The 26481-nt window shown below is 55.7% G+C and carries 24 protein-coding genes and 4 pseudogenes; 13 read left to right on the top strand and 15 right to left on the bottom strand.

The window, feature by feature from the left end; genetic code table 11:
* The first annotated feature begins 77 nt into the window (after positions 1-77).
* Positions 78-998: a cyclic di-GMP phosphodiesterase gene (locus AC5YUO_RS26530; RefSeq protein ID WP_496156743.1), complete on the top strand. Its 921-nt coding sequence runs from the start codon at positions 78-80 to the stop codon at positions 996-998.
* Positions 995-1225, top strand: a complete 231-nt coding sequence (locus AC5YUO_RS26525; RefSeq protein WP_496156742.1) for a hypothetical protein — start codon at positions 995-997, stop codon at positions 1223-1225. Before AC5YUO_RS26530 ends, AC5YUO_RS26525 begins: the two co-directional genes overlap by 4 nt.
* Positions 1226-1247: 22 nt before the next feature.
* Here the strand turns inward: AC5YUO_RS26525 and AC5YUO_RS26520 are convergent, their stop codons facing one another.
* On the bottom strand, positions 1248-3029 hold the full coding sequence (locus AC5YUO_RS26520; RefSeq protein WP_496156741.1) for a methyl-accepting chemotaxis protein: 1782 nt from the start codon (positions 3027-3029) through the stop codon (positions 1248-1250).
* A gap of 1167 nt (positions 3030-4196) precedes the next feature.
* Between AC5YUO_RS26520 and AC5YUO_RS26515 the strand changes: the two genes are divergently transcribed.
* The gene (locus AC5YUO_RS26515) at positions 4197-5234 is read left to right on the top strand and encodes a PAS domain S-box protein (protein WP_496156740.1); all 1038 of its coding nucleotides are present in this window, start codon (positions 4197-4199) and stop codon (positions 5232-5234) included.
* A gap of 273 nt (positions 5235-5507) precedes the next feature.
* On the opposite strand, the gene AC5YUO_RS26510 is transcribed toward AC5YUO_RS26515, so the two are convergent.
* Both AC5YUO_RS26510 and AC5YUO_RS26505 read right to left on the bottom strand, forming a co-directional pair.
* Positions 5508-6197, bottom strand: a complete 690-nt coding sequence (locus tag AC5YUO_RS26510) for an FAD-dependent oxidoreductase (RefSeq protein ID WP_496156739.1) — start codon at positions 6195-6197, stop codon at positions 5508-5510.
* 63 nt (positions 6198-6260) lie between these two features.
* A pseudogene (locus AC5YUO_RS26505) lies at positions 6261-6991 on the bottom strand (ISL3 family transposase); the annotation flags it as partial.
* A 228-nt stretch (positions 6992-7219) separates the two neighbouring features.
* Between AC5YUO_RS26505 and AC5YUO_RS26500 the strand changes: the two are divergent.
* Both AC5YUO_RS26500 and AC5YUO_RS26495 read left to right on the top strand, forming a co-directional pair.
* Positions 7220-8641 (top strand): IS4 family transposase, encoded by a 1422-nt coding sequence (locus AC5YUO_RS26500; RefSeq protein WP_496156667.1) that lies wholly within the window; start codon positions 7220-7222, stop codon positions 8639-8641.
* A gap of 44 nt (positions 8642-8685) precedes the next feature.
* Positions 8686-8853 (top strand): annotated as a pseudogene (locus AC5YUO_RS26495) (ISL3 family transposase); the annotation flags it as partial.
* Between the two features lie 722 nt (positions 8854-9575).
* On the opposite strand, the gene AC5YUO_RS26490 reads toward AC5YUO_RS26495, so the two are convergent.
* Both AC5YUO_RS26490 and AC5YUO_RS26485 read right to left on the bottom strand, forming a co-directional pair.
* The gene (locus tag AC5YUO_RS26490; RefSeq protein WP_496156738.1) at positions 9576-9713 is read right to left on the bottom strand and encodes a hypothetical protein; all 138 of its coding nucleotides are present in this window, start codon (positions 9711-9713) and stop codon (positions 9576-9578) included.
* A 101-nt stretch (positions 9714-9814) separates the two neighbouring features.
* Positions 9815-10084 (bottom strand): annotated as a pseudogene (locus AC5YUO_RS26485) (tyrosine-type recombinase/integrase); the annotation flags it as partial.
* A gap of 333 nt (positions 10085-10417) precedes the next feature.
* On the opposite strand from AC5YUO_RS26485, the pseudogene AC5YUO_RS26480 reads away from it, so the two are divergent.
* Positions 10418-10549: pseudogene (locus tag AC5YUO_RS26480) on the top strand (transposase domain-containing protein); the annotation flags it as partial.
* Between the two features lie 655 nt (positions 10550-11204).
* Here the strand turns inward: AC5YUO_RS26480 and AC5YUO_RS26475 are convergent.
* Positions 11205-12578, bottom strand: a complete 1374-nt coding sequence (locus AC5YUO_RS26475) for an alpha/beta hydrolase family protein (RefSeq protein ID WP_496156737.1) — start codon at positions 12576-12578, stop codon at positions 11205-11207.
* Positions 12579-12622: 44 nt separating this feature from the next.
* Here AC5YUO_RS26475 and AC5YUO_RS26470 point away from each other — a divergent pair, with 44 nt between their 5' ends.
* Positions 12623-12745 (top strand): hypothetical protein, encoded by a 123-nt coding sequence (locus tag AC5YUO_RS26470; protein WP_496156736.1) that lies wholly within the window; start codon positions 12623-12625, stop codon positions 12743-12745.
* 413 nt (positions 12746-13158) lie between these two features.
* Here the strand turns inward: AC5YUO_RS26470 and AC5YUO_RS26465 are convergent, their stop codons facing one another.
* The 3 genes from AC5YUO_RS26465 to AC5YUO_RS26455 form a co-directional block, all read right to left on the bottom strand.
* Positions 13159-13344 (bottom strand): hypothetical protein, encoded by a 186-nt coding sequence (locus tag AC5YUO_RS26465; RefSeq protein WP_496156735.1) that lies wholly within the window; start codon positions 13342-13344, stop codon positions 13159-13161.
* Positions 13345-13460: 116 nt separating this feature from the next.
* Positions 13461-13898, bottom strand: a complete 438-nt coding sequence (locus AC5YUO_RS26460; protein ID WP_496156734.1) for a VOC family protein — start codon at positions 13896-13898, stop codon at positions 13461-13463.
* Positions 13899-14423: 525 nt separating this feature from the next.
* Positions 14424-15506 carry a HipA domain-containing protein gene (locus AC5YUO_RS26455; RefSeq protein WP_496156733.1) on the bottom strand — a complete coding sequence of 361 codons (1083 nt, stop codon included), beginning with the start codon at positions 15504-15506 and terminating at the stop codon, positions 14424-14426.
* Between the two features lie 40 nt (positions 15507-15546).
* Between AC5YUO_RS26455 and AC5YUO_RS26450 the strand changes: the two genes are divergently transcribed.
* Positions 15547-15732, top strand: a complete 186-nt coding sequence (locus AC5YUO_RS26450; protein ID WP_496156732.1) for a DUF3072 domain-containing protein — start codon at positions 15547-15549, stop codon at positions 15730-15732.
* Between the two features lie 583 nt (positions 15733-16315).
* On the opposite strand, the gene AC5YUO_RS26445 is transcribed toward AC5YUO_RS26450, so the two are convergent.
* A complete protein-coding gene (locus tag AC5YUO_RS26445) occupies positions 16316-16786 on the bottom strand; it encodes a hypothetical protein (protein ID WP_496156731.1) in 471 nt (156 codons plus the stop codon).
* A gap of 1420 nt (positions 16787-18206) precedes the next feature.
* Here AC5YUO_RS26445 and AC5YUO_RS26440 point away from each other — a divergent pair.
* Complete coding sequence (locus tag AC5YUO_RS26440; RefSeq protein WP_496156730.1) at positions 18207-18467, top strand: hypothetical protein; 261 nt, start codon at positions 18207-18209, stop codon at positions 18465-18467.
* Between the two features lie 7 nt (positions 18468-18474).
* On the opposite strand, the gene AC5YUO_RS26435 is transcribed toward AC5YUO_RS26440, so the two are convergent.
* On the bottom strand, positions 18475-18723 hold the full coding sequence (locus AC5YUO_RS26435) for a hypothetical protein (RefSeq protein WP_496156729.1): 249 nt from the start codon (positions 18721-18723) through the stop codon (positions 18475-18477).
* 82 nt (positions 18724-18805) lie between these two features.
* On the opposite strand from AC5YUO_RS26435, the gene AC5YUO_RS26430 reads away from it, so the two are divergent.
* The 3 genes from AC5YUO_RS26430 (at position 18806) to AC5YUO_RS26420 (ending at position 21144) form a co-directional block, all read left to right on the top strand.
* Positions 18806-19318: a transposase family protein gene (locus tag AC5YUO_RS26430; RefSeq protein ID WP_496156728.1), complete on the top strand. Its 513-nt coding sequence runs from the start codon at positions 18806-18808 to the stop codon at positions 19316-19318.
* 1067 nt (positions 19319-20385) lie between these two features.
* The gene (locus AC5YUO_RS26425; RefSeq protein ID WP_496156727.1) at positions 20386-20715 is read left to right on the top strand and encodes a hypothetical protein; all 330 of its coding nucleotides are present in this window, start codon (positions 20386-20388) and stop codon (positions 20713-20715) included.
* Between the two features lie 48 nt (positions 20716-20763).
* Positions 20764-21144 carry a cupin domain-containing protein gene (locus AC5YUO_RS26420; protein WP_496156726.1) on the top strand — a complete coding sequence of 127 codons (381 nt, stop codon included), beginning with the start codon at positions 20764-20766 and terminating at the stop codon, positions 21142-21144.
* 216 nt (positions 21145-21360) lie between these two features.
* On the opposite strand, the gene AC5YUO_RS26415 is transcribed toward AC5YUO_RS26420, so the two are convergent.
* From AC5YUO_RS26415 to AC5YUO_RS26405, 3 genes are all read right to left on the bottom strand, one after another.
* On the bottom strand, positions 21361-21723 hold the full coding sequence (locus AC5YUO_RS26415; RefSeq protein ID WP_496156725.1) for a response regulator: 363 nt from the start codon (positions 21721-21723) through the stop codon (positions 21361-21363).
* Between the two features lie 171 nt (positions 21724-21894).
* A complete protein-coding gene (locus tag AC5YUO_RS26410; RefSeq protein ID WP_496156724.1) occupies positions 21895-23550 on the bottom strand; it encodes a sensor histidine kinase in 1656 nt (551 codons plus the stop codon).
* A 189-nt stretch (positions 23551-23739) separates the two neighbouring features.
* A protein-coding gene (locus tag AC5YUO_RS26405) for an IS5 family transposase (RefSeq protein ID WP_496156723.1) occupies positions 23740-24521 on the bottom strand; the annotation gives its coding sequence in 2 pieces (ribosomal slippage) (positions 23740-24191 and positions 24191-24521; 783 coding nt in all).
* 172 nt (positions 24522-24693) lie between these two features.
* Between AC5YUO_RS26405 and AC5YUO_RS26400 the strand changes: the two genes are divergently transcribed.
* Positions 24694-24987, top strand: a complete 294-nt coding sequence (locus AC5YUO_RS26400) for a hypothetical protein (protein ID WP_496156722.1) — start codon at positions 24694-24696, stop codon at positions 24985-24987.
* Positions 24988-25335: 348 nt separating this feature from the next.
* Here AC5YUO_RS26400 and AC5YUO_RS26395 read toward each other — a convergent pair whose 3' ends face one another.
* Complete coding sequence (locus AC5YUO_RS26395) at positions 25336-26409, bottom strand: sensor histidine kinase (RefSeq protein ID WP_496156721.1); 1074 nt, start codon at positions 26407-26409, stop codon at positions 25336-25338.
* Between the last annotated feature and the right edge of the window lie 72 nt (positions 26410-26481).

Genomic DNA, 26481 nt, shown 5'->3' with positions numbered 1-26481 from the left:
TGGATGACGCGATTTGCGGAATGGTGTTACGCTAGCTCTTAGCGATCCACGAGGTATTTGCCTTATCGGGGTGGGACATGCTCAAACGCATCAGGCCGGCAGATGTCCGGCGCGGAATGTATATTGTCTCGATCGAGGGCGTTTGGCCCGATCGACCATTCTGGCGCGGAGAGTTTCTGCTGGAGCGCGATGACGATGTCGGGCAGCTACGAGGGAGCGGCGTCGAGGCCGTGGTTATCGACACGGCCAAAGGCAAGGCTGAGCACCCGGCGCAAAATATGCTGACGCCCGAAGTTCAGCGCGCGCTCCGGGCTATAGAGCTCTCCAAACCATTGGTCAAAGCAGTATTCGAAGAGGCGAAAGTTGGCAAGCAAGTCTCGTACACAAGCGCCACGACCGCGGTCGAACATATTTCCGGATCGATGAGTGACGGCGGCCGCGCCCTGATCGCTCTGACCCGCCTCAAGTCACGCGACGAATACACGTTTCTACATTCCATTGCCGTTTGCGCCCTGATGGTCCATCTCGCTCGGGCGCTTGAACTCGATGAAGAGATCATCAGGGATATCGGAATGGGAGGACTTGTCCACGACATCGGCAAGATGCGTATCCGTCTTGCCGTGCTGAACAAAGCGGGTCCGTTGACCAATCGCGAGATGGACCACGTTCGAGCCCATCCGGTTCTCGGCCATGAGCTTTTAAATCGGCAAAGCGAGATCCCAAAGGCCGTCCTTGACATATGTCTCAGCCATCACGAGCGCATCGACGGCAAAGGTTATCCCCAGGGGCTTTACGGCGATCAGATCAGCTTGCCGGTCAAGATTTGCACCATCTGCGATGTCTATGACGCGCTGACCTCGCGTCGCGCTTACAAAAAACCATGGAGTGCGGCTGACGCTGCCCGTTTTATGCTGGCGGCCGAGGGACAGTTCGACCGCCGTCTGCTCATGCGGTTCTTTCACAGTCTCGATTTTGAGGCACAGTCAGCGGATGAATGATCGTCGCGTGCAAATCATCGATCGGTTTAAGGCCGCCTACGAAACGCTCAGACCATTCGAGCAACGGGTCGCGGGATCTCTTTTTCGCGGACCCCGACGCCTTTGGATTGATGAGCCCCCCGGAAATCGCTGTCGAGGCGCATGTCAGTGAGGCAACCATCTTCCGGCTTTGTAAAGCAATCGGGCTGCACGGGTTTCGGGAACTGCGCGACCACCTTGTCCAGTAGGCCGGCCCCGAATGTCCCACCGTCAAAACTCTTCCCAGCTTGCTTGGTGAGCAACAGCCGCGGAAGCGGCGGCAAGCGGCGCCGATCGCGGCTGAGCGTGCGCTATCCTTGTGGCGGGTTGGCGTGAGACCGGGGCAGGGATGTCAACACGGGTGGGCACGTCACCACCGAACTTGAACTGTTCCAGTAGCGCAAACAGTGCTGCCGCTTCCTGCGCCAGATTGTGGCTGGCAGCGGTCTGTTCCTCGACCATAGCAGCGTTTTGCTGCGTGCTCTGGTCGACGGTGTTGACGGCGTGGTTGATCTCACCAAGCGCTGTCGACTGTTCCCGGGACGCTTCGACAATCGAAACAACATTGCCATTGATCTGGTTCACCTGCGTGGCAATTTCTTCCAGTGCCGAGCCTGCCTTGCTGACGAGAGAGACGCCGTTGGCAACATGCCCAGTCGAGGCAGTGATGAGGGTTTTGATCTCCTTAGCGGCGTTGGCTGACCGCTGCGCCAATTCGCGGACCTCCTGAGCTACAACCGCAAAGCCCTTACCGGCTTCTCCGGCACGCGCTGCTTCGACGCCGGCATTCAGAGCAAGCAGGTTTGTCTGGAAAGCAATCTCATCGATCACCCCGATGATATTGGAGATCTCACGGGACGAATTCTCAATCTGATCCATGGCCGCGATGGCATCGCGCACGATTTGACCCGAATGTTCCGCGTGCGTCCTGGCCTGGTTGACCAATTCGCCGGCTTCGACCGCGCGTTTGCTGGAATCTTTTACCGTCGTGGTGATTTCCTCAAGAGCCGCGGCGGTCTCCTCGACCGAGGCAGCCTGCTGCTCCGTACGCTTGGCGAGATCGTCAGCCGCGCTACCAATCTCCTTAGAACCTGATGAGATGGCGCGAGCGTTGTCGGCGACTGTTGCCATGGCGTTTTTGAGCTTGTCGGTGGCTGTGTTGAAGTCGACGCGCAGCCGATCGAGCGATGGAATGAACGGCCGGTCGATCGACTGGGAAAGATCGCCATCGGACAGCCTGGTAAGGCAGGCGGCAAGCTGCTCGACATTCTCGACACGTGGCGTGACGTCCGTCGCAAATTTCACGACCTTGAATACCTTGCCATTCATATCGAAGATCGGGTTGTATGACGCTTGGATAAAGACCTTGCGACCGCCCTTGCCGAGGCGCATGAATTCGTCGGCGACAAATTCTCCGTTCGAAAGCTTTCGCCAGAAGGCCTTATATTCATCAGAAGAGACGTAGGAAGCCTCGCAGAACATCGAATGATGCCGGCCTTTGACTTCCGGCAAAGAATACCCGAGTGCGCCCAGGAAATTGTCGTTGGCGTCAACGATCTCGCCCGCCGGCGTGAACTCGATAATGGCCTGGGCGCGAGAGAGTGCGGCGATCTTACCGGCGTCTTCCGCGGCTTTCAGTTTTTGAACGGTGATATCCGTGGCGATCTTGATGACCCGGATCACCTTGCCGCCGCGGATCACCGGATTATAGGACGCTTCGATCCAAACTTCCCGGCCACCCTTGCCGATCCGTTTGTATTGCCGCTGGTCGAACGATCCGGAGGTCAGCTTTGCCCAGAACGCCTTGTAGTCGGGGGTTGCGGCGTAGTCCTTTTCCACGAACATGCTGTGGTGCTTGCCGGCGATCTCACTCAGTTGATAACCGAGTGTCCGGCAAAAGTTTTCGTTCGCCGTCAGGATCTTGCCGTGCGGATCGAATTCAATCATTGCCTGAGATCTTGAGATCGCAGCCAGCGCTGTGGCGGCGTTTGCACCACGACCAAATAAATTCATGCCCGTGCTCCAGTGTTAAAAAGCGGCGAACCCCTCAAAAGCCGCAGTGCCAATAGTCGCACCCCGATCTTAATTACAGTTTAACGATAATTTTAACCTCTTCAGGACACACTTCATCTGCAGGAAAAATCAAGAACGCGAAGCGGGATAGCATGATGAGCCAGCCCATAATTGGGTCGGATGGTCGGATGATCGGTCTGCCATTACTTGCTTTCGCCCGCTTCATCGAGCAAGGCACGGCCTGCCTCCTGAAGTTGACGGTCGCAGATCCACAAGCTGAGAAGGGCGAGCACTCGGAGCAATATTCGCTAACGCCTGCGTAATGCCGAGAGATCGCCGAACACTTGCTGATCTGCGCGCAGGTCATTGAATGGGAGCGGCCAACGACGCCGCAGTGATGGGATGTCTGTCTCTTGGTCCGGCGAGGATTGCGGACTATGTACTCATTCGCTGCACGACACAGTCGACGAAGCACAGCACCCGCGCCGGCATATTCACCCCGACGCGACGCAGGTCGTCACCGTCGCCAGAGTTGAATTGCTGTAAAACAGCGCACGAGCCTGTTGGACCTAATTGCCTCCTCGACCGTTTCGGCTCGGAGACGCGATGGCGAGGTCTTCTAGCGCCCGTTGTATTTCGACGTCGCCGTTGCTGGTTTCGATAGAAGGTTTGAACGGCAACGAATATCTTGCCCTCCTTTCCGGCGCGGCCAATGGGGGCGCCTTGCCTGAGATTAAACCCGTCCCAGCTTTGATCGAATAGGTCTTCAGGAACTAACGGGGTTCCCGCGACGAGCGATATAGTCCGGCGAGATGTCCATATCGGTTTGGGAGGCCTTCAAAATGAGGTGCCTGTATATATCGGTAAGCGGTCGCCTTTGTTTCCTGCCGCGATAAGCCGCGTCTTTTTCTGGTCGTGGGCGATGACAACTCTCCATCGGATGCCGCAAAGGCTCGATGTCAACGACACCGACTTGTTGGAATCACACCTCGACGGCACCAATCTTTCTGGATCATGGTCGCGGCTCCTTCGGCCGTCGGCCCAAGCGCCTGATAAGGTGGTAATGGTTTTAACACTTGGGATTGTCGGATAAGCCCACTATATGTACCGCTTCGCTTTTCACCTAGCAACAAGATCCCTCGGGAATATGTTCGCCTAGAGGACCCCATGATAGATAACGCCAACGATTCTCAGCTAATACGCGCCGCCGCCGAAACCAAAAGGGCGGCGTTCGAAACGGCTGCATGGCTCACCGCCGTTGTCGAAAACTCGGACGAAGCCATCATCAGCAAGACCTTAGACGGCGTCATAACCACGTGGAACCGCGGCGCCGAGCACTTGTTTGGCTATACCGCAGCCGAAGCTGTCGGCAAGCCGATCATTCTGGTCATTCCCGAGGATCGTCATGACGAAGAAGGCAACATTCTCAGCCGTCTGCGTGCTGGAGAGCGGATCGACCACTTCGAGACCGTTCGGCGCCGCAAAAACGGAGAGCTCATCGAAGTATCGCTAACAGTATCGCCTGTCCGCAATGAAATGGGCGAAATTCTCGGTGCCTCCAAAATCGCGCGAGATATCAGCACCCAGAAGCGGGCTGCCGCTCAGCAATCGATCCTGCTCAGGGAAATGCACCACCGCATCAAAAATCTCTTCACGCTCGCAGGAGCGCTTATATCCATCAGTGCGAAGTCTTCCACCAACACAGCAGATCTCGTCACCGACCTTTCGGCGAGAATGCAGGCTTTGGCCAGGGCTCACTCCCTGACCCTTCCCGATCTCTCAGGCGCTGTGCCAGCGGAAACAGCGACCACGTTCGCAACCCTTTTGAAAGCTATTCTCGCGCCTCACGATCACCAGTATGGCTCGAGAATATCGATCGGTGGGACTGATGCGCCGCTCTCTAATAACGCTCTGACATCGGTCGCCCTGCTTCTGCATGAGATGGCGACCAATGCCGTGAAGTATGGAGCGCTTTCCGTGACCCAGGGCGTTCTAGGGGTTCACTGTGAAACGACCGGCGACGTTTTTCGCATGACATGGTCGGAGAGGGGCGCGCCGTTGGGGGAGAGCGAGCGAAGTGAAGGTTTCGGCTCAACGCTGGAGCGGGCGGCGCTGCAGGGGATCGAGGGGACCCTGTCCCGCGAATGGCTCGCCGACGGATTGCATATCGTGCTCGACGTGCCCCTGGAGCGATTAACGATCTGACGATTTTGCAAAACGCATCCGCGACACGGCCTTAGCGTAGATAGGGCTGGATAGTCTTGCCGACGATTGTCGATCGCAGTATCGGCTGCCCGCCGATGAAGCTCTATTCCACCGGTTCCATCGGTTCCAGTTGCTGATCAGGTTCTCTAAGAATGGATTAGCCACCCCTTACCCGCTTTACGGTGGTGCCGGAAATAGGCAGTCTCTCTCAGAGCTTCGCGTTGGATGTGGGTGATGTCCGCTGTTCCAGTTGCATCACTTGCCTGGCGGAAGCTAACATGAGCGTTGCCGTGGCAATCGATCGCCGATCGATTGATCGGCGTTCACCCCATCTTCGGCGTCATCGGGATCCATTCTCGAAAATATATCGGATACCGCGCGCTTCTCGGCCACGACGGCGCCGGCAAGGTAGCCCGGTTCGGACAGACTGGTTTCGCTGCCCGCCAGCACGAGGCGCTCGTTCCAAGGACCGTCGACCCATCGACCGTCGCCGGGTTCAGGATGACCGCCGTCGGAAAGATCGGCTTCCGTCGACGTCAGGAGATCGGACGCCCAGTCCTTCAGGATAGCGGCCCTTGGCGCCAGTGCCTCCGGTCCGAACAGCCTTCCGAGTTGGGTAAGACAAGCGTGCTTGATGGCGTTGTCACCGAGGACGGTCCGCTGGCTTGCACCGACGCCGAGGAAGCCGAAAAGCGCCGCCTTGCTCGAAGACCCGGTCGCGTCGTGGATCTTGACCAATGGGGCGACCATGCTCTGCCCCGTGCCCGCAAGCCCGGCGGATCGCCAGAACGGCTGGTCGTAAACGGCGAAAAACTTCGCGTGCGGTGCCATCCATGTCGGCGTGTTGCGCCAGCGCGCTGCCGTTCCGGTCTCCTGTTCCGGCGTGAACGCGACCGTTGCCTCGAACAGCCGCGGCGGGAGAGCAGCAACGACGTATTCGGCCTGCAGAATGTGATTAGGCATGGAATAAGGACCCCACATGGGGCAATCGGCGTCCAAACGGGGTCTGACGCAATCTCGATGACATTAGGGTGCTCCGACGATACGTGCCTCAAGCAAATCGATTTTCCCGCGTCCGTACATTTGGCGCTTGATGAGTTTTAGCTTGGTGATTTGGCCCTCTGTCTGGCCGTTCGACCAAATTGAAGTGATTGCATTCTGAACCGCGGCTCTGTCGCGGATTACGCCGTTGGCAAATGACGCGACCAAGCTTGTTGCTGCGCGGTCGATCCACGTGTCCATGTCATCTTTAGACTTGCGCCGCAGCATTTCGTGGAAGCTCTCCACGACATCTCTGGCCTCGACAAGGTCTGGTAGTCGCTCCTCGATCGCAGCGACCGTCATCGTCTGAGCCTTGGTCAAATTGTTGCGGTCAAGGGTCATTAGACGGACGACGGTGCGTGCTGCGGGCGCGTGGCCGACTCCGTTCTCGGCCTTTTCCGCCCACCTTCGTCGTGTTGCCCATTCCGTGACAACGCGGAGGCCTCTGCCAAACCCAGCCAGCCGAAGCTGCCGCCAAAGTTCAGCGCCGTTTCGCAATCCCGCATCCATTGCGCTTCAAGCCAAGGCAGATGCGGTTCCAGGGAAGTTTGCCGGACCCTGAAGATGTCGGTCCGCTGACCGCGAACGACACTACGGACCAGCTTCCGGCTGTGCCCGGTTCGGCGCACGATCTCCTTGATGGATACACCTTCGCCGACGAGATCACGAATGACGGTGTTTGCCTCTTCACGCCGCAGATATCCCTCATACTGCATCCCAAGAATGGTACGATTTCCTCGACAGCTTTGTTGACAACGAGCTGCTCGTCGCTCGCATCAAAGCCAAATCTACGCGGTAGCAACCGGCTTGCAATTACCCATAAGTAACGGACTCGTTTACGAAAAGCTTTCGCCGAAATCTTGAATCGAAAGAATCACTTGTGATTCTGTGTCGAGCACCTGATTCTTTTAAGGCGGTGCTTTATGTCGGTTCGAGACGATGTGATGGCTGATAGTGACGGCCATTGGAGCAAGCAGGAAATAGACGCGGGGTCTTTCAAGGATGCTCGTCTTGGCCGACGTTGCACAGAACTTTTACGACAGCTTGGAGAGCATATGGGCGGCTCCATTCCTTTCGCCTGCCAGGACTGGGCCAACACAAAAGCCGCTTATCGGTTTTTCTCCAATCCGAACGTTGAGGAAGGTGATATCCTCAACGGGCATTTCGCCGCGACCGCTCAACGCTACGACGCATCCAATGGTCCGATCTTGGTGCTGCAGGATACGACCGAGTTTACCTATCAACGCCGCAATCCGCATGCCGTCGGCTTTACGAAGAGCGTCAACAGTGGCCGCGACAAACAGGAGCGACTGCGCCACCATACGGTCTGCGGGATATTGATGCATTCGAGCCTTGCGGTAACCTTGGATGGGCTACCCTTAGGGTTGGCGGCCGTCAAGTTCTGGAGCCGCGACAAATTCAAGGGCACGGCTCAGCTCAAACGCAAGATCAATCCGACACGTGTTCCGATCGAAACCAAGGAAAGCATCCGTTGGCTTGAAAATCTGCGCCAATCCGTCGGGCTTCTCGGTCAACCGGACCGATGCATTCATGTAGGCGATCGCGAAAGTGATATCTACGAACTCTACTGCCTGACCAAGGAGCTTGGCACGCACTTCATCGTGCGCACCATCGTGGACCGGCTAGCTGGCAACGGGGATCACACGATATCGGCTGAAATGCGCGATGTTGAAAATGTTGGCCGGCATCTCATCGAAGTTCGCGCCGATACCGACGAGGTCACCAAAGTCCACCTGGATATCCGATTCAAACGGATCCGGGTGCTGCCGCCCATCGGCAAGAAGAAACGATATCCTGCTTTAGACCTGACCGTCATCCATGCAGTGGAGCCCAACCCCCCGGCCAGCCGCAAGGGCATCGAGTGGAAGCTACTGACCGATCTGGAGGTGAATAGCTGCGAGGACGCAATCGAAAAAATCAAATGGTATGCAATGCGCTGGAAGATTGAAGTCTTCCATAAGATCCTCAAGTCCGGTTGCCGGGCTGAAGATGCAAGATTACGAACAGCCGATCGACTGGCAAACCTCGTCGCTGTGTTCTGCATCATGAGCTGGAGAGTGCTTTGGTTGACAATGCTCGCGCGCACTGCGCCCGAAACACCGCCAACCGTGGCTCTCACCGAACAGGAAATTGAAATTCTCGATCAAATGGTCAGCAACGCAGGCAACCGGCAAGCGACGCCGGGATCGCTGAACTTTTATCTCACCAAACTCGCTCGTTTGGGTGGTTATCTTGCAAGAACATCAGATCCGCCACCGGGAAATACGGTCGTCTGGCGCGGCCTCAGTCGGCTGACAGACATTCGCCTCGGAACCGAAATGGCAACGACACTCAGATGTGGGTAATTGCAAGAGCAACCGGGCGGTTACGCTCGAAGACCGCGCGAAAGCTCCACGAATGGTTGGAAGCCGCTCGGAACAGCTTGGTCGGGTCGTTTGCTGGCGGCGTCGAGAAGGACCTCGAAGCCGTGAGGAATGCAATCATCTCACCGTGGTCAAATGGGCAAACGGAAGGTCAGATCACACGCTCGAAGCTCGTCAACCGCCAGATGTACTGAAGAGCAAAGCTCGATTTGCTGCAAGCACGACTGATCGGCGCATAGTAGGAGCGGAACGTCAGCAAATGTGCGTCAGAGCCATCTGGGTGGAAATATCCCGTGCTACCTGTTTTCAGTGACAATTAACAATTGGTGAAGGTTGACGAGATCAAGGACAACAAGTCGACCGGACGTCATACCCTTTTCGTTGAATAGCCCTCGTTCTGCCAAACAGCGCTTTGTTCAAAATCGCGATCGGCTACCCTACAGTTTTCCGATGAAATTGCCGGATGGTTTTTCTCCTGATTGTCAATCCACCTAACGCAACGGGTGATGTCGTCATCTTCAAAGACAGGTGTTTCACCATTCTTCGTTCTCAGAATTACTACGTATCGCAATCGTATCTCCAATATTTTTTTGCATAGTACTATAAATTATAAAAACATATGTGCACGTCAAAATTGATTATTTTATAATATGACAATCTCAGGCACTGCGCAATTAGTATCTTGGGCGATATTTTAGCCGGAGGGCTCACGGGGCGACAAAGCGCGGTTGTAAATCGTACGTGGTTATCCCTTGAGTATCTTAAAGGATACAGTTTCGAGGCGGAAACCGATAAGATTGAGGTATATCGCAGTTTCTTTGCATTGCGGCAATCTAGGTGAGATTCGTATTGCCTCATGAGAGAATGCTCCCTATCCTCCGATGAACTCTGGTAGCTGTTCAGCTTCGAAGCTGGCTCATTGGACACCTCCCGGCCAGGGCAGGCTCAGTTCACGCAGCTTCTCGATATCGAGCTTGGCATAGATACTTGTGCTGTCGATGCTTCGATAGCGAAGCAATTGGCCGATCTCCGCAAAGCTGGCGCCTGACCGCAAAAGGTCGGTCGCAAGGCTGTGGCGAAAAGATGGGCACCGTGATGCGCATAGCCGTCAATGCCCGCCCGTTCGAGCGCCTGCTTCGCGATCATCGTGATGGCGCAGCCGGAGGCAAAACCCACGTGCGGCGCAAGGGTTCGCAAGAAAACTCGCCGACACGCGGAAGCCGGCCGCCCATGCCGGATATAAGCGACGATAGCTGTTCCGACGTCGTGACGTAGCGGCATTGTCGCTTGCCGCCGCCCCTTGCCATTTACGAGTATCGTGCCGCACTGCCAGTTGATATCATCGAGATTGAGGGTGGCAACTTCGCTGGCGCGCAAACCGAGCTTGGCAAGGATCATCAGAACCGCATAGTCGCGATGCCCCATTGCCGTCGTCCGATCACAGGCATCGAGAACCTTCTGGACCTTCTCGTGGCAGGAATGTTGGAAGGCCGGCAAGTCGCCAGCGGCGGATGGACGGCACACAGTCGGCCAGCGCCTTCGAGATTAAGCCCTTCAGATGCAAACTCCCGATACGGACCATAGACCAGCTTCCGGTATAGGGCGCTGCGATTCAAATAGTCACTTGCGTTCATGTGTCCTCTCCTTCGCGTCAACCGCGACGGAGAGACCCTAAACTATGCCGACTAGCTGCCCGCTATGATACCGGAAACGTTGGCAGAAAGTTGATTAATCGGCATAGTTCGACGGTCGGCATAAACCGCAAAGCTCAACGGTCTCAATCCCGAAGCCTATCTCCGGGATTTCCTTACCCGTAGCTCGGATCATCCGATAAACCGGATCGATGAGCTCTTGCCATGGAACCTGAAAGTTCCGTCAGAAGTGGCTTGACCGGACGCTTACCATCAAATGGATTTTCTTCCGGATGATCGCTCATTTTGTTTTCTCCGCTCAATCATCATTGCAATTCAAAGAATGCCAAATTTTGCAATGATCTACGACCATCGAATGTAGCTCGAATGACCATCCCACTCCGGCCCCCCCATTCGAGACGGGGTTGCTCTGGTTCCTTCAAACAGCTTCAATTATGTGCACGCGATCAACTCTAGGAGTTCTTAAAATGCCTCCTCGCTACCACCACTCTTGGTAGTCCACGCTCTGTGGAGTTGGCGATACACTCATTTCTGGCGGGTCGATCCGGATTAATATTGTAGCCCTGTGCAGGACGACATTCGCTAGCCATTCATACACATCCCCCTAAAACCAACTGTCAGCGTTTCCGGCTTCCGCGATTAGCTGAGTATTTCGGACTATCCCATAATTTCTAAGCTCTCATCGGAGATAGTTGAGATGGGCTGGCGCGCGTTGCAATAAATCGCCAAGCTTGCGAGCCAACCAACTTTTCCGGAACCGCCATAGCCGAAAAATCAAGGTTCGGCGCAGATCGGAAGATGGAATCGAGCTCAAAAGCGCCCCCGATCCTTCTTCTTGCTAAAATCCCTAGTTTTGTCCGATTTGATTAGCTGATTTCTGCAACAGCGCAAAATTAGGAATTATGCGACGCAGGTGTCTCGTGGCTATCTGACAAACAGAAAGCTCCCAACCAGTCAATTATCCTAACCCAGGCATCCCTGATATTCGCTGGGCTCTCCAGAACATGGCCCTCTCCCCAATAGCGCACCAGCTCTGCTTTCCCGCCAAGCGAACGGAGAGCGGAAAACATCTGTTCGGACTGACCGATCGCGACATAGTCTTGATCCCCGTGCAGCATCAGGACAGGCACCTTGATTTTCTCGACCGAAAACAATGGACTGTTACGGACATAGCGATCGAGCATTCGCCAAGGAGGTCCCGAAAGAAAGAAATTCTCTTCCATCATCACCTGCTGATCATCCTGACAGATTTCCCCGTATCGCATCCGAACATCGTCGCACCTCGACAGAAGATTGCTGGTAGCCGCAAGGGTAACACCGGAGCGGAAGACATCCGTTTCGGACAGCAACACCAGCGCCGCCCAGCCGCCGAGACTATGGCCAGCTACATGGATGTGTTCCGGATTGACATAGCCAGCCGCCATGGCAGCTTCGCAAGCTGGCAGTATCGAATCCGCGAGGCATTCGGACAGTTCCCGACCACCTCGCGCCTCGTCATCGATAGGAATGCCCGGTACGATGACGACAAAACCACGCGCGGCTAGAAGGTGCAAATTGAAAGCGCCAGGCTCGTTAATGCCATGCTGCCGATGAACCAGATTGTCCGCAACAGATGTCCCCGGATACACCCAAACAACGGCCGGGCGTTTCTCGCCGCCGCGATAGTCGGGAGGCAGGATAGCTAGAAGCATTTCATGACGGCCCTGCGTCGTCGTGAATGGAATATGCCGTCTCGCGGACGCAAGCACCGCTCGCATATGGGTATCGGTTTCGAACAAGGTGCTGACTTCACCATTCGCCAGCCGCAGAACCCGTGTGCTGTCATCGCTGCGGGCAAGATAGATGGTCTGCCCTCTTTCGGGATGAGATGTGACCTCTACACTTTCATAAGGGACTGGCTTCCCTTCTCCAACGCAGCGAGGCGGGTAGTCCGACCCTGTCCGCTCAACAAACGCGCGCATCATTTCCGGTAGCTCCGCATTTGGCTCGAATGTCCGATAGTTGCCGGTGGAGATATCAATCGCACAAGGTTCGGAAAGATTCCACTTTACGGCGCACTGCTCGCTGGTCAGTTTGCTCGCCGTGGTATTCCGACCGGCCCAAGCTCGCTTCCACGCCTCGATGCTTGCGCGCGCACCCCGCGTTTCTACATCGAGCCACAGAGTAGGCGTGTTTCCAGAGGTAAGCTCACATGCAAGGGTGTTATTATCAAGCCATCTGAAGAAATGGCGGGTACCGGGGAGTTCGAGGTTGCGCTCGATTAACACCCGCATCGTCCCCAGTTCTGGGTCAACGATGGCAGGATGGAGAAATGTGGTCTGTTACGGCCACGGCGATCATCGCGCCATCGGGCGACCACAGCGGTGAAAGCACGCCCAGATCACCACAGGCGATCGGCAGCCGCAAATCACCCGTATTCAAGTCGATTATCTGAAGCTCACCCTCGCCACCGCCAATTGCAGAGAGGAAGAACCGCGAGGCATCCTTCAGGCTTCTGGGGACACAGAACGCCAATAGGGCTCCGGCTGGATCAATATCGAATTGCGGCCCGCAGATTACTGGAAACTCTCGTAGCGCAAGGACGTCATCAATAGTAAGAGGATGCAAAATAACCGCTACCCTTTAATGCTAGAAGCGTTTGCAAGATACACGGAACGCGAGGTTCATAAACCGATTCGGCGTGAAAAGATATGAGTTTTGACGCACTCGAAATTCAGGACGTGCGTGACGAATGGTAGATCGCTCGAAGCAAGCCATCCGCATCCAGTTGCGGAAGGAGTTCGAACCCGCAACGTTGGCTACAAGCGAGACTTGCCACGTTGTCCGGCTCAATGCGTCCCTCCAAGGTCAAATATGCGCGTCCTGGTCCTGACAGAAACGTCGTCTCGATCCCTTGGCTTCTGAGATCGGGGCAGCAAGATCGAGATAACCCCGTTCGGAATCCTCCTGATCAACCTGCGCCACGCCGATGGTGCTGCCGCCCTCCTCGCCCAGCAGTGGGAGCCCGCTCCAGCCGTCACGTAGGCGAACCATTCGTCGGTTGGATATGACAGACGACGCGACAACTCGGCGTCAGCGAACCATGATCGGAGTTCGAGAATGTCGCTGGTTCCAAGGACCGGAACGCAATCTCCATGCAAGTGCGACGATCACGCCGCCAATGAGGCAGCTTTCGGCTTCCGTTCCACCAGCGCCCAAATGTGGCCGAAGGGATCGAAGATCGAGGCTATACGCCGGCCGAGCGTGTCGATCTGGATTTCGTCGCGGATCAGAGCGCCTGCCGCGATGGCCTGCCTGAACACGGTATCGATATCACCAACACTGATCTGGAATATCGCACTGACTGCCCCCTTCTGCTTCGGGAAGAATGGGCCGCCATAGGAGGGCGTCCTTTCTCGATTTGGATTTGAACCGGCAACCGTCACGGCCAACTCGCCAAACCGCATGGCGACGCCAGCAAGTGCGCCGTCTATGGTGTAGGTGTCCATCTCCTGCACATCGAAAGCCGCTGTATAGAAATTCGCGGCTTCTCGCTCTCGCCCATGTTCGACAAAAAAGGAAAGCTGAATACTAATATCTTCGATCATTTTACGCCTCTTCCTGAATCACTGCCCCGACATATCTAAGAAGTTAGTCCGTCCTATGGCAGTAGCCGGTTCGTTGCGAGTTTCTAGTAGATTGCGACAGATCGTTCTCCATTAGAGATGCTTTGCGACTCGATCACTGCCGCTCAAATGGTTCCACATGTCTAGAAAGGTGAAACCGTCTTCAAATCCGAGGTGGCGAGCACATCAGGAAAGCGATGCTATCGCACATCGAGTTCGAGAGCAGCAGAAAACAATCTAGCCTAGGGGTGTCTACGAAACCCGGGACTACTCAATTGTACCTGCCGCTTCACCCCTTATCTTGACGGGTGGTGTGGGCCACGTGCCTTGATGGCCTATCGAGTTGCTTATGGGTTTGTGCTGAGGGCGATCTGGCTAATCCGACCTCGTCTCGGTGCTTGCAGGCAGGCCATCTATATAAATGGTTCGGCTCGAGCGCGAATAATTGCGTAGACGCGTTCGACTGTTCTCCTGCCTTCGTTCTCGAGACTTCGAGGCACGGCAAGCTCACCAGACACATCCGTCATGCTGCGCGCAAAACCTCGCCATGGCATCCGATGCCCATCGGAGCGAAAATTCGCTTGTTCGCGCCAGTGTCATGAAATCCTCTGGTGATAAACGATCATCCCTGCTATTGAGCTTTAACGCCATGTGATCCGTCTCCAGGCTTGGAAAGACACGGGTGGTGACGGCGTCATATACAGTCGCAAAGCGAACTGAGGTGAATTGGTCCTCCCCCTCTCCGCTACCTTCAACATGGCCAAGTTCTTCAAATGCATGTCTCCGTCGGCGATGAACCATGCAAACAATGCTCGAAGAAATAGAGTTTTCAGATCCTCCTCCAGTGAGGTCGACAACGGCCGCAGGCCCCTTGCCATCCGCTCGATAGTCCCCCGTATTTTCTTTCTGCAGGAAGCTCCAGGATCGAGCAGAGATCCTCCATAGCCAACCGACGGCTATCGTTCCGGATCGGCGAACATCAAACCGTTCCACAAGAAGGGCTGGCGTCATACCGCCCGGCATCGGCACAAGGGCTGCTTCGGGCACCTCGAAACCGACGGCCCGCGCGAACGAAAGACCAATCCACTCGAATATCGGGAGGTGTTCAAACCCGTTCGTGCCGACGGGTTTGAGAATGTGGGTGAAGGGGGCATTGACTGCTACGATCAACTCACCGTTTTCGCGAAGGCACATAGGCGCCTTGATCTGAACGCCCGCGAGGCGCGGTGTCGCAGCCGACGAGAACAGGCGCGCCAGCTTTTCCTGGAAATTATCGTCAAATTCTCGCTGTTTGGGTCCATTGTCAGCGCCAGTGAACAAGCCCTCGGATTGAAAGTTTGCCAGCCGACCTTCAAGGACATCCTCCGGAAGGCCGGCTAAATCGTGGAGATCTTCGACGATCGCGATGTTCGACTTATATCGGCGGCCCGTCTTGAGTACATGGGACGACTTCGCCATGAGACGTGTAACGACGTTATATGGCTGTTTTGCCCCTTGAAGACGTGTCGGCAGGTTTAAGATCGTCTGCACTCCAACAGGGGCATTGAAAATCTCCTGACTTCCCCATGAAAAGTTGTGATGCTCCGACAACCACCACAGAAGTTTTTCAGAACGAATTCAGGAGATCGTTATGAGTAAGAACCCGAAAACCGATACCTCGTCCAACACGCAGAAAGACCCGGACGACTGGATCGGCGGTGATGAACCGATGACCGGCGCGCAACGCTCCTATCTAAAGACCTTGTCGGAGCAGTCGCATCAGCCCGATGCCTATGCCGAGGATCTGACCAAGGCGGAAGCGTCAAAACGGATTTAGGATCTCAAGCATCGCTCTTCCTGGAGTGACGTGCAGTCTCTGACCACAGGTGAGCCATCGGGGTCCCATACTTTCGGAACTTTTGCGCGATGCAGCACTTACGGATCGTCAACCGCGAAAGGACGCCTTGATCGGCAGGAAGCGACCGTCATTCAGGGGCGTGATCAGGGGACCGACAAAAGTGTTCCCAAAACAACCACATGGGGTATTTCATCTCACCCAAGAGCACTCGGTTGCCTGCGCCCCGCTTGTCGATGAAGTGCTATTAACGGGAAGAAATGTCCCAGACGCTCCTGCTCTGACCATAACCACGACTGAACTATTTATGCCCTCGAACTTCTGGTTCCGCTCTACGAAATCCTCTCTGAATCCAGTTCCGAAAAACTCACGTGCTTCCTGCCATGCGGTTCCATAAATCTCGCACTTTTTCTGCTCCCAAGACTGAGAGGCTAATGCCTCCCTCTCAGTACTCATCAATATGGCTAGCGGGATGATGGGCAGTATGCGCAACATGGGTGACCTTTGCCGGAATGGCCTTACCGCTTAGCCGATATTTAGGTGACGGTGTAGACTGATGGCCGCATCAGTATGGATATGGCTCGATATCAGCCCCCCAATAATGCTTCGCAATATTTTGACGGTTCCGGATCAGTGCATATGCAATTTCCGGATCCCCGCCTTTCATATCCTGTGGATCAGCCCCACACTCAATACAGTACATCTGGTGGCCCACGACGGCGACCAGATACTCGTAAGGGATTGGCATATGAACGAGCCCAGCATCCGCCAATTCAATAGTCGTTTGATTATGTGTCTCTTGGATTACGCGCATGATTTCGCCCATCATGCGGATTCTTGCACGCTCGTCTATTTCATAATGCACTTGCTCTTCCGGCGTGCGATCGCCGGGGCTTGGCTCAGTCATTTCCATTCCTTCAAAAATGTTTAAGGTGCGACAACAACGCGTCTTCTTAGTTGTTGAAAGCAATGATGCGAACTTTAACGGATGGCGGCTTACCACCGACCCCATTGAACCAGACAATCCCGTCGCCAACGCTAATACCTTGCCAGCTCGCCACGACTGAAGAATATGTCTGTCACGAAATAGCATTCCAGACGTTGGCTGTGACTATCCCATCGTAATTTTTGACAAACTCCTGAGCAGTTTTTATGACCCCCGACTTACCGTACACCTTAGTTTTGAGCGGATATCTTACATATTCGATACCGCTTTCTTATCTCCAAGAGTTGTAGCGGCCTTCAAAGCCTCAAAAAACTCTTGGTAGGCAACATAGTCCCCGAGAACTTGATCGATGTTCTTGTTTGTCTCCTCGACGCTCTGCGCATTGACATGCATTGGCCAATGGACGCCAAGGCGAAACAAACGGTGATAGAGAGGTACCTGCCAGTCATAAGGGATATCCTTGGATTTCTTTCGGTGCTTTGGCGAAGTTCTGCAATACCGGGTCTGTTTGGAGACGTCGGACCTTATTGCCAAACTCCCTATGTTAGCGTCAAGATTGCAGCAACATTACGCTGCGCGTCAATGAGCATTTACTAATTCAGATCCGCAACGTTCGCCAAGTTGTAAGCGAACCCTCGCGCCCCAAGGGTTTTCGATCACGCCGACGAGCCTTTTTGCAGTCATGCGATCTGGCTGAGAACACTGAGACCAAGCCCTGCTCCAACCGATTTCGGTGTCACCCGGTAAATGGCTCGATTTTTTCCCTTTCAGATAACGAAATACCAGGTCCGTCGTCTGCCGCCTCGATGGTGCCGTCCTGAAAAACGTCGATGCGGATTTTTCCTAAACTTCCAGCAACGCTCTCGGCGATAATTGGACGGACCGAGCGGTTAGTGTCGCCTATAGTTGTAGGACCAGCGAAATGGGGCCAAGTATGCCTGCGATCATCGTTACCCTTAGCAGGCCGAGAAAGAGGGAGAACCGCGTCACCAGTTGCCCCCTGAGCTATTTCTGACTGAACCGGCCCGGCATCATCCTTCTCTCAGCAAATAGAAAAGCCCCATTAGATGTGGATTATTATACTTCCTCCGGCATCCGCCAGACACTTGCGCACACGCGAAATGTGACTGATCGTCATACCGGTAGACCACTTCATCCCGCCGGCCTTTCACCCGAGGTTGCCGGATTTGGCCATACATCTGCCGCTAGCTTATTGGCATGGCCACCTGAAGCGTCTAAACTGGAAGAAGACGGAGATATAGCAGGGCGGCGAATGAGCGAGGATGCAAAAGAACGAGAAACGTTGTTTCGCTTTGCTGACGACGCGGAAAACAACATCTTGCTAAGCTCAGAGCAGCGGAACTCGTTGAAACCCGGCGTCAGGCGCAGCAGATATTCTATCGATGCCGGGCAGATAAGGTTCAGCGGATTCTAGCAACGCTTCGATTGATTTATCAAAGCGTTTGACCACAGATATCTTTTTCGAGCGATTGATTTTTAAGGCGACAACATGATCACTTTCACGCGGGCGCAACTATACGATCTGATCTGGGCCAAGCCGATGCGAACCGTTGCCGCTGAATATGGCGTGGACGCGATAAAGCTCGCCAAAAAATGCGATGAGCACGGAATTCCGCGACCCATTGCGGGCTATTGGCAAAAACTCGAACACGGCAAGCCGACCGAGAAGACGGGGCTTGATGAAGGTGATTCATCTGGCTCAGAGCTGGTTCAGCTCAAACGACTCTTGCCCGCCGCGGCGACGCCTTGAAGTAGATTCAGTCGAGGGGCATTCGCAGCGTAAAGACCATCCCACCATCAAATGTGTAAGTTTGGGTCGCTTTCAACTGGGAGACAAAGCCGGCGATCAGTCTGTTTCCCATGCCATGGCGAACAGCTTCCAAATTGAAGCCTTTTCCGGTGTCGCGAATGATCAACACGGCCTCATCGGTTTCGCTCGCCAATGAAATGGACAGATTTCCACCGTTAGAATTATCAAACGCGTATTTGAAAGCGTTGGCGACCACTGCATTGACAAGGCTCAGGACCTGTTAAATAGCTAGCGTGGCCGAAGATGTTTTGATTCACTTTGATCGAAGGAGGCCTTCGATGAGTGATCTGCTACTGCTGTCCGACGGGCAAATGCGCCGGATCGAGCCCTACCTTCCGCTGTCACACGGCGCTCCACGGGTTGATGACCGATTGATCCTGAGTGGCATATTTTCGTCTTCCGCAACGGGTTGCGATGGCGCGATGAGCCCAGGGAATATGGCCCGCATAAGACGATCTACAACCGCTTCATCCGCTGGAGCAGGCCAGCGTATTCAACCGGATTTTGGCCAAATTGATCGCCAGGCGCGGCAAACCAGAACGGATGGTGATCGACGCCACCCATTTGAAAGCCCACCGCACCGCAGCCAGTCTGCGAAAAAACGGGATGTTCCCCGACGTATCGGGCGCACCAAAGGCGGGTTGAACTCCAAGCTGCATGCCGTCTGTGATGGCCACGGCCGCCCACTGATCCTGCTTCTGAGCGAAGGGCAGATGAGCGACTATAAAGGCGCCGCGCGGGTGCTCCACGCATTTCCCAAGGCAAAGACCCTCGGCCGACAAGGGATATGACGCTTACTGGTTTCGAGAAGCTTTGGCGCAACGCAAGATATCGGCCTGCATTCCATCACGGGCAAACCACAAGGCGCTGATCTCGCATGAGCCGGTACTCTACAAAAAGCGCCACAAGATCGAGAACATGTTCGGCAGACCTAGGACTGGAGAGGGCAAGGGCTCTCTAGCGTTTGGAATGCGCTCGTACGTAACCCTGGCCGCGCGTAGGACCTGTCGGCTCGAAGGTGCGATTTTCGCCAGTTGAAAAACGTTGTGACAACAGCGACTCGATGATTGGAGGATGATTTGCCGGAACCCGACATTCCGCTCCCGTCTTATCCAGTGGGATTAGCGGGTTTGAGTATTTGTCATGAGAATTTGGACGAGCGCTGGAGCCTGAGCTTCTCCTATATCGAATTTGTAACCGCAAAACCGAGGGCTGCACGCCTTGGGCTGGCAGCGCAATCCCGGCTGACAGTGTCACATATCTGGCAGAGCAGCTCGGTTTTGATGTCAATGCCATGCGAATACGACTTCGGTGGCCGAACTGCCCGCCGGCACTGCGCCGAGATTTTGCAGCATCATGGCTTTCGGCGCCTGAAGCAGACGGACCGAAAGGAACTGGTCTCCTGGATCGCCAGCGACCTTTGCCCTACCAGGCAATCGGCAAGCGCCATGCTGGAAGAGGTCTTCCTCTGGTGTCGGGACCGGCGCATATACGGCCCCGTCGCCGAAGGAGCTGGAACGCCTGGTTCGGTCGCAGCGTCAGCAATATCAGGAAATATCAGGAGGACCTGGTGGCCGGGACAGGTCTTCGCTTGCCTGGACGCACTATCGCATTGAAGGATCGCGTACCGATGCGGACCGCCTGACCGGCTTCAGTACGAAGAGATGGGACGCCGGGCAGGCTTCCCTCGACAACATTCTCGGCATGACAGCCAAGCTCTTTCACCAGAATCTTGCCTTGCCACACGGCATTGTGGCCACGACAGACAGGGTATTGATGTAACAGATCGTTCGGCGTGTCGCCGGCGAGAAGGCCTGGGAGATGCGACGGGAGACGCCGACAACGCAGGTCGGTTTCTATGCGATTTACCTTTTTGTCGCGGCAAGCGCAGTTGACGGACGCGATGGTCGATCTGCTGGTCGAGACCGTCCACAAGATCGGGTCGCGCTCGAAGCCCAACGTGATCGGCGAAATCGCCAAGGGTATCGAACGGAATTACAGCAAGGAGAAGCTGCCGGTCGACATCGCTGTCGCCTCGATCCATGAACCGGCGACGGGTCTACGATGTTATCTTCCCGATCGTTGGCCAAGAGAAGCTTCCGCCATCATCAAAGAGAGCCAGGCGAAAGGTGCTCTCGACCGGCGTATATACAATGTGATGCCTGCACAATCGTTCAATACAGATTGATGTCAACAAACGAAAATGCCAGCTAAACGAGACATAAAGGAGAATGCGGTGGTAGGGGTCGTGAATTTTGGGAAGGCGCTCGAGGGCGTCACGGAGCACTGGTCGCCAAAGGTCATCGCGAGGGTCAACGATCAATACGTGAAGGTCGCCAAGGTGCTGGGACAGATCGCCTGGCATAAGCACGACGACGAAGATGAACTGTTTCTCGTCGTCAAAGGTCGCCTCACCATTCAATTCGAACAGGGCAAGGAAACAGTGCTCAATGCCGGCGAAATGTGCGTCGTGCCGAAGGGCGTGCTCCACAATCCTGTTGCCGACGAGGAGTGTTCGATCGTCTTGATCGAAACCGTCACCACTAAGCACACCGGCGATGTCGAAACGCCGTTGACGAAATCCATTGAAAGCCAAATCGGCGACGGCGATAGATAGCTCAGGCCAACCTCAACTATGGCATTCGACAGCACGTGCAGTTCTTTGTCGCCGGCAAGCTTCGCGTTAATCCGGCATGAAGAAAGCTGGGAAAGGATGAGCACCCTGGATGATCCACAAGCTGATCGCTCCGCTTCGAATGGTGCCGCTGGAAAGCCGTTTTCGTTTGAACGGGACAACGTTCGACAAGTCAACCCGCAACCGCTATTGCAACTCCTACAGGATCATCTCGCGCATTGATGCCACGATCGCATCCTGCCGGTAGGGCTTGGCGAAAAAGACACTTCCGTTGGGTATATCGGTGATTTCGACGAGGCGATGTCCAGATGTCACGATAATTCTCACGGGAGGCCAGCGGTCGGCGACGAAGCGGGCGAGCTTCAGGCCATCCATCGTCCCGGGCATGTCGACATCCGTGAACAACAGCCGAATGCGACTGTCAGCCTCTAGCGCTTTGATTGCTTCGTCGGCGTTGGACGCTTCGATGACCTCGAACCCTGCATCGGTCAGACAGTCCGCCATGTCCAGGCGAACCAGAGGCTCATCCTCAACGATCAGAACGACAGTCGACTCACACATCACCAGGCTCTTGGCACTTCCAGCTCTCCGATTGCCGATGAACGTCCAACGCCGCTGTTTGATCCGTGGGCGGCGGTCCAAAAGTTTTCGGCTACAGAAAGTGGCTGACGCGAATGGCACCTCGGCCGGCCTGGGCTCCCGGACGCATAATTCTGCTCTTGGGACATCGAGCTAGACCGGCTCTTTGACGGCAAAGTCGAGTTTCGGCAACTCGAAATCAAGACGGAATTTCAATCCGTCGGGCTCAAAAACAGATCGAGTCTGTGGATGATACTCCTGCGTGAACGCGCGCTTGATAAGCATGGAGCCGAAGCCCTCCCCTTTCGGCGGCTCCACCGGCGGGCCGTCATGCTCTGACGAGGACATCGAAACCTTGTTGCCGTCTACCTGCCATGCGACGTCAATCCGACCGTCGTCATGCCGAAGCGCGCCGTACTTGGCGGCATTGGTGGCGAGCTCGTGCACGACCATCGTCAGAGCGAGTGCCGCGTCCGGGGGAAGTTCGACCTCTTCAGAGCCCCGCAACTTAAAGCGGGGTCGTTCCGGGTCGTTGTGCGGACCGATCGCCCTGGAAATCACGTCGCCGATGTTGCCCCCGTGGCCACTGTTCGAAAGCAGGACGTCGTAGGCGCCTGACAACGATGCAAGGCGTTCGGTGAAGGTCGTGAACTCGGCCGTGTTTCCCAACCGCTTTAATGTCTGCCTGGCGATCACCTGGATGATCGACATCGTGTTCTTCACCCGGTGCGCGAGTTCGCGCGAAACCAGCTCTTTGGCGGCTTCGGCTTCGCGGGTCGTTTGAGACCGACGGTCGAGTTCGTCGAGAAGCTCGTCCACTGAGGCTCCAACCTGGCCAATCTCGCCGTAAGCCCCCGCCATTCGTGTGCGCACGGCGATGTCGCCGGCCGCCCAACGATGGATGACCTGCACGATCCTCTCGATAGGCCTGATGATGAAGTGAACCCCGACGAAGTTGGCAGCACTTAGTGCCAGGATAGCGCCGAGGACAATAATCGCGATGCTGGCCCAAGTCGCTCTATTGATGTTGGCAAATGCTTCCGCGCGCGACAGGCCGGCGCTGATATAAAGCGGCGATGTCGGGGAGACCGGTCGGTAACTCAAAATCCTTTCCGTGCCATCCTGGCTAAGGATTTCCAAAGTGCCTGGATGTTGGGCATTGACGAGCTGCTTGAACCTCTCCGGGATGACGGTCCCGACAAAACGTTCTGGAAACGGATTGCGCGCGATGATTATGCCGTCGCGGTCCGCGATCGTGTAGGCGCCCCCCGGAACGACACCGCGCTCGTTGAGCCGCTGCTGCAGCCAGTCGAGTTTGATGCCGGCAACGACGACGCCGGTAACCTGGCCGCTACGTTTCATGACGCGTGCGACCGGTAGAACCGGCGTTTTGGAAAGCCGGCCCAGTGTGTAGCCGCCGACCGCGACATCGTCTCGCCGCAGAGCGTCCTGGAAATATTGCCGGTCAGCCATCATAACCCCAGGCGGCACGCCCGTCGTGGAACAGACAACCTTTCCGGTCTTGTCGAGAACGAGGATCGCTTCGATAGAATCCACCGGTCGAACGACATCCGACACGACGGTTTCGCAATCGCCTGGCGTCATCTCGTTGACCGCCGGGATCGCCGACACGGCAATGACCAGGCTGCGGACCCCTTCGATGACCAGGTCGATTTCGGAGGCTGCGAGTTTTGCGGCGCGTTCCGCCTCTGTATGGACCTCGGCATTGCGAATGGTGCGCAACGACAGCTCGTTATAGGCGAGAAGTCCCAAAGCGGGTATCAACGCCGCAGCCGCGACCGCGAACAACCGCTTCCTCATGCTGCCCCCGCCCTCCGTGCCCAAATCAGTTCCAAATGCTACAACGTTTTCGGGCGGGCGCCAAAACCATTTCGGAAAGACCGGGCCATGCTGCAACCCTGATGTGCAGCGTTGTCCAACAGCCAAATCAGAAGAACTCGACGGATCGCGAAAAACGCCTAGGCTGCCAGCGCAGTTCTAGGTCCTGTTGACAAAGTATGGCAGCCATATCTTTGCGGCGGCGAGGGCGAGGAATGCTGAGAAGGATTTTCGGGTCTTGTCGTAACGGGTCGCCACGCGACGGAACTGCTTGAGGCGGTTGAACATCCGCTCGATGCGGTTCCTGTCCTTGTAAGCCCGGAAGTCGCAGGCAGGCGGGTTCTTCCGGTTTGCTTTCGGCGGAATGACCGGCCTGATCCCGTGGATCAGGAGTTCTTCACGCAGAAAGTCAGCGTCGTAGCCTTTGTCGGCAAGGAACAGCCTCGGCTTGCCGACCGGTTTCGCCAGCAAGTCTGGAACAGCGTTGTAATCCGAAGCTTCGCCTCCTGTCAGGATGAAGCCAAGAGGGCGGCCCTGACCGTCTGCTCGGGCGTGGATTTTCGTCGTAAAGCCGCCGCGTGATCGACCAAAAGCCTCCTGATAAGTCCCCCTTTAGCGCCCGCAGCCTGAGAGTGGCCGCGAACCGTGGTGCTGTCGATCATGTGCTGCCAGTCATCCGTCAGCCCCAGTTCGACGAGGGTCTCAAGCAGAGCATCCCAAACGCCTTGTTCGGCCCAACGGCGGAAGCGCACATAGACCGAATTCCACTTTCCGTAGCGCTCATGCATGTCGCGCCAGGGGCATCCGACCCGAAGAACATGCAGCATACCGTTCAGGTATCGTCTATTATCGTGCGAGGGCCGGGATTTCCTGCCGCGTTCGGTGGGCAAAAACCCCTCCATGATCCGCCATTCCATATCCGTCAGGTCGCCGCGAGCCAAAACTGCCTCCTAAAAGCCAGTCTTGAATCATGCTTCCGCTGATTTGGGAATCCACTTTGTCAACAGGACCTAGAACTCGTATCCGATCTTATCGTAAAACCAATGGACGTTTCGAGGCTGATCGGAGCACCGACAACGAACTTCTTAGACAGGATCGGGAGCAGATGAATTTGTGATCATACTCGACATGGACCGCAGAATTGCCAGTGAGCTGCAGTCTTCCCTCAAGGAGCGAATGGAGCGGGTGTTCAAGCCCATGCGGATTGGTGGAAAGGTCAAATTCGAAGGGGCGGCTGACGGGGCAACATTCCTGCATGCCGGCGACACGGCGCGTATTGAGCGCGCCGACGAATACATGTACATCGCCAAGAATACCGGTGACCGATTGCCGTCGGTGTTTCGGCCAAATTCGCTACGCAGGCATTTGATAAAAGCGCGGCCAGAAAAGTTTGAAGCCGGCGATTGACCTGAAGTGAGGTCGAGTTGCCACGTCGCTCGACGAAGCGGCGCTAAACCGAAAGCTGCGAGGGAACGTGGTGGACGCTTACATATTCTCGACAGACCACGCCGGCTCGTTCGGACCCTATCTGTTCGTTCCTGATCAGAACTCTTCCAGGCCCGGTCATCCCGATGGAAAATCGTGGGTTCCCTGGAAGGCCGTGAAATTGGACAAGGCCATACTAGGCGCTGACGCCGAGACTGTCGTCAAAGGCATCGAAACGGATGGTTATTATCTGGCACCAGGCTGAGATAGCTCCATTCGCCGCTCAAAACGTGAATTTGCAGAGATTTTGGTGAAGGAAATCAATCGGGTTCAAGCTTCGACCGCATCCTTTCGCTTGAACGTGATCGTGACGGCCATTCCCGAACCCGGTTCTGACACGACGTCAATCTCTGCGTGAGCATTGTGTCTGACGGACTGCACAATCATCGCGCTGAGCTTCCCGCGGCGCGGCCAGTCGGCTTTGTCAGCAAGCCCGATCCCATCGTCCGCGACGAGGACCTTGCAGCCCTCCTCATCGACCGTGCAACGGACTTTGATCTCGCCACCATCCCGGCCGGCAAAGGCGTATTTAAGGGCGTTCGTCATGAGTTCATTGACAACCAGTCCGACGGGCATGGCGACATTGACGGAGACGGGCCATGTGTCGACCTTCATGTCGAGGCGGATCCCCTCGAGAGCGTGTGCAGCCATGACGGACGACGCGATCTGGCTCACATAGATGCCGAGATCGACGGTTTCCGTTTCGTTGCTGCCATAAAGTGAGCGGTACAGAATGGATAGTGCCTCGATCCGACCGGCGAGCTGAGCAAAGCGCTCGCTCTCCTCTTGGCGCTGCGCGTTGCGGGCCTCCATGCGGATCAGCGCCGTGATCATCTGAAGGTTGTTCTTCACCCGGTGCTGAAGCTCTTTCAGCAGGATGTCCTTTTCAGCAAGCGATTGCGTCAGCGATGCCTCGACATCCGACCGTTCCCGTTCTGAGATTGCCAGCAGGCGAAATAGCGGCGTGCCGGCGTCATCGACGATCGTGTTCGACCAGGCATCAACAGTGTTAGTCCCATCCGATCCCTGCAAAATGAATGCGCCGAGATATTCTTCCTGCTCGAGCAAAGCGACAGCAAGTTCGGGACCGTTCGCAACAGAGGGAGTGGACGGCAGGACGGTCCAGGGTTGCCCCTGGAGATCCTCGGCATGAAGGCCCGTCAATCGTTCGAACTCGATATTTCCGTAGATAAGATGTTCGTTTTCTCCCAGCTCCGACACCGCGACCGCAAACGGCACATGGTCGAGGAACTGCCGGAACCGATCATCGTCGAGCGCTTCGGCAAGATGCGGAAGATCTGCAACACTGGCAGCCGTTGGTCGCTGATCTTCGGGTTCGGTCATCGGGATACTTTGCTTAGGAGGAGAACAAACCGTGCATAACAGGTCGAGTTATGGGTTGCTATCGATTTCGAC

This window comes from Agrobacterium sp. LEGMi-208b (assembly GCF_059511785.1).
Note: the sequence above shows the minus strand (reverse complement) of the source record. Positions and strands in the feature narration are given on the sequence as shown.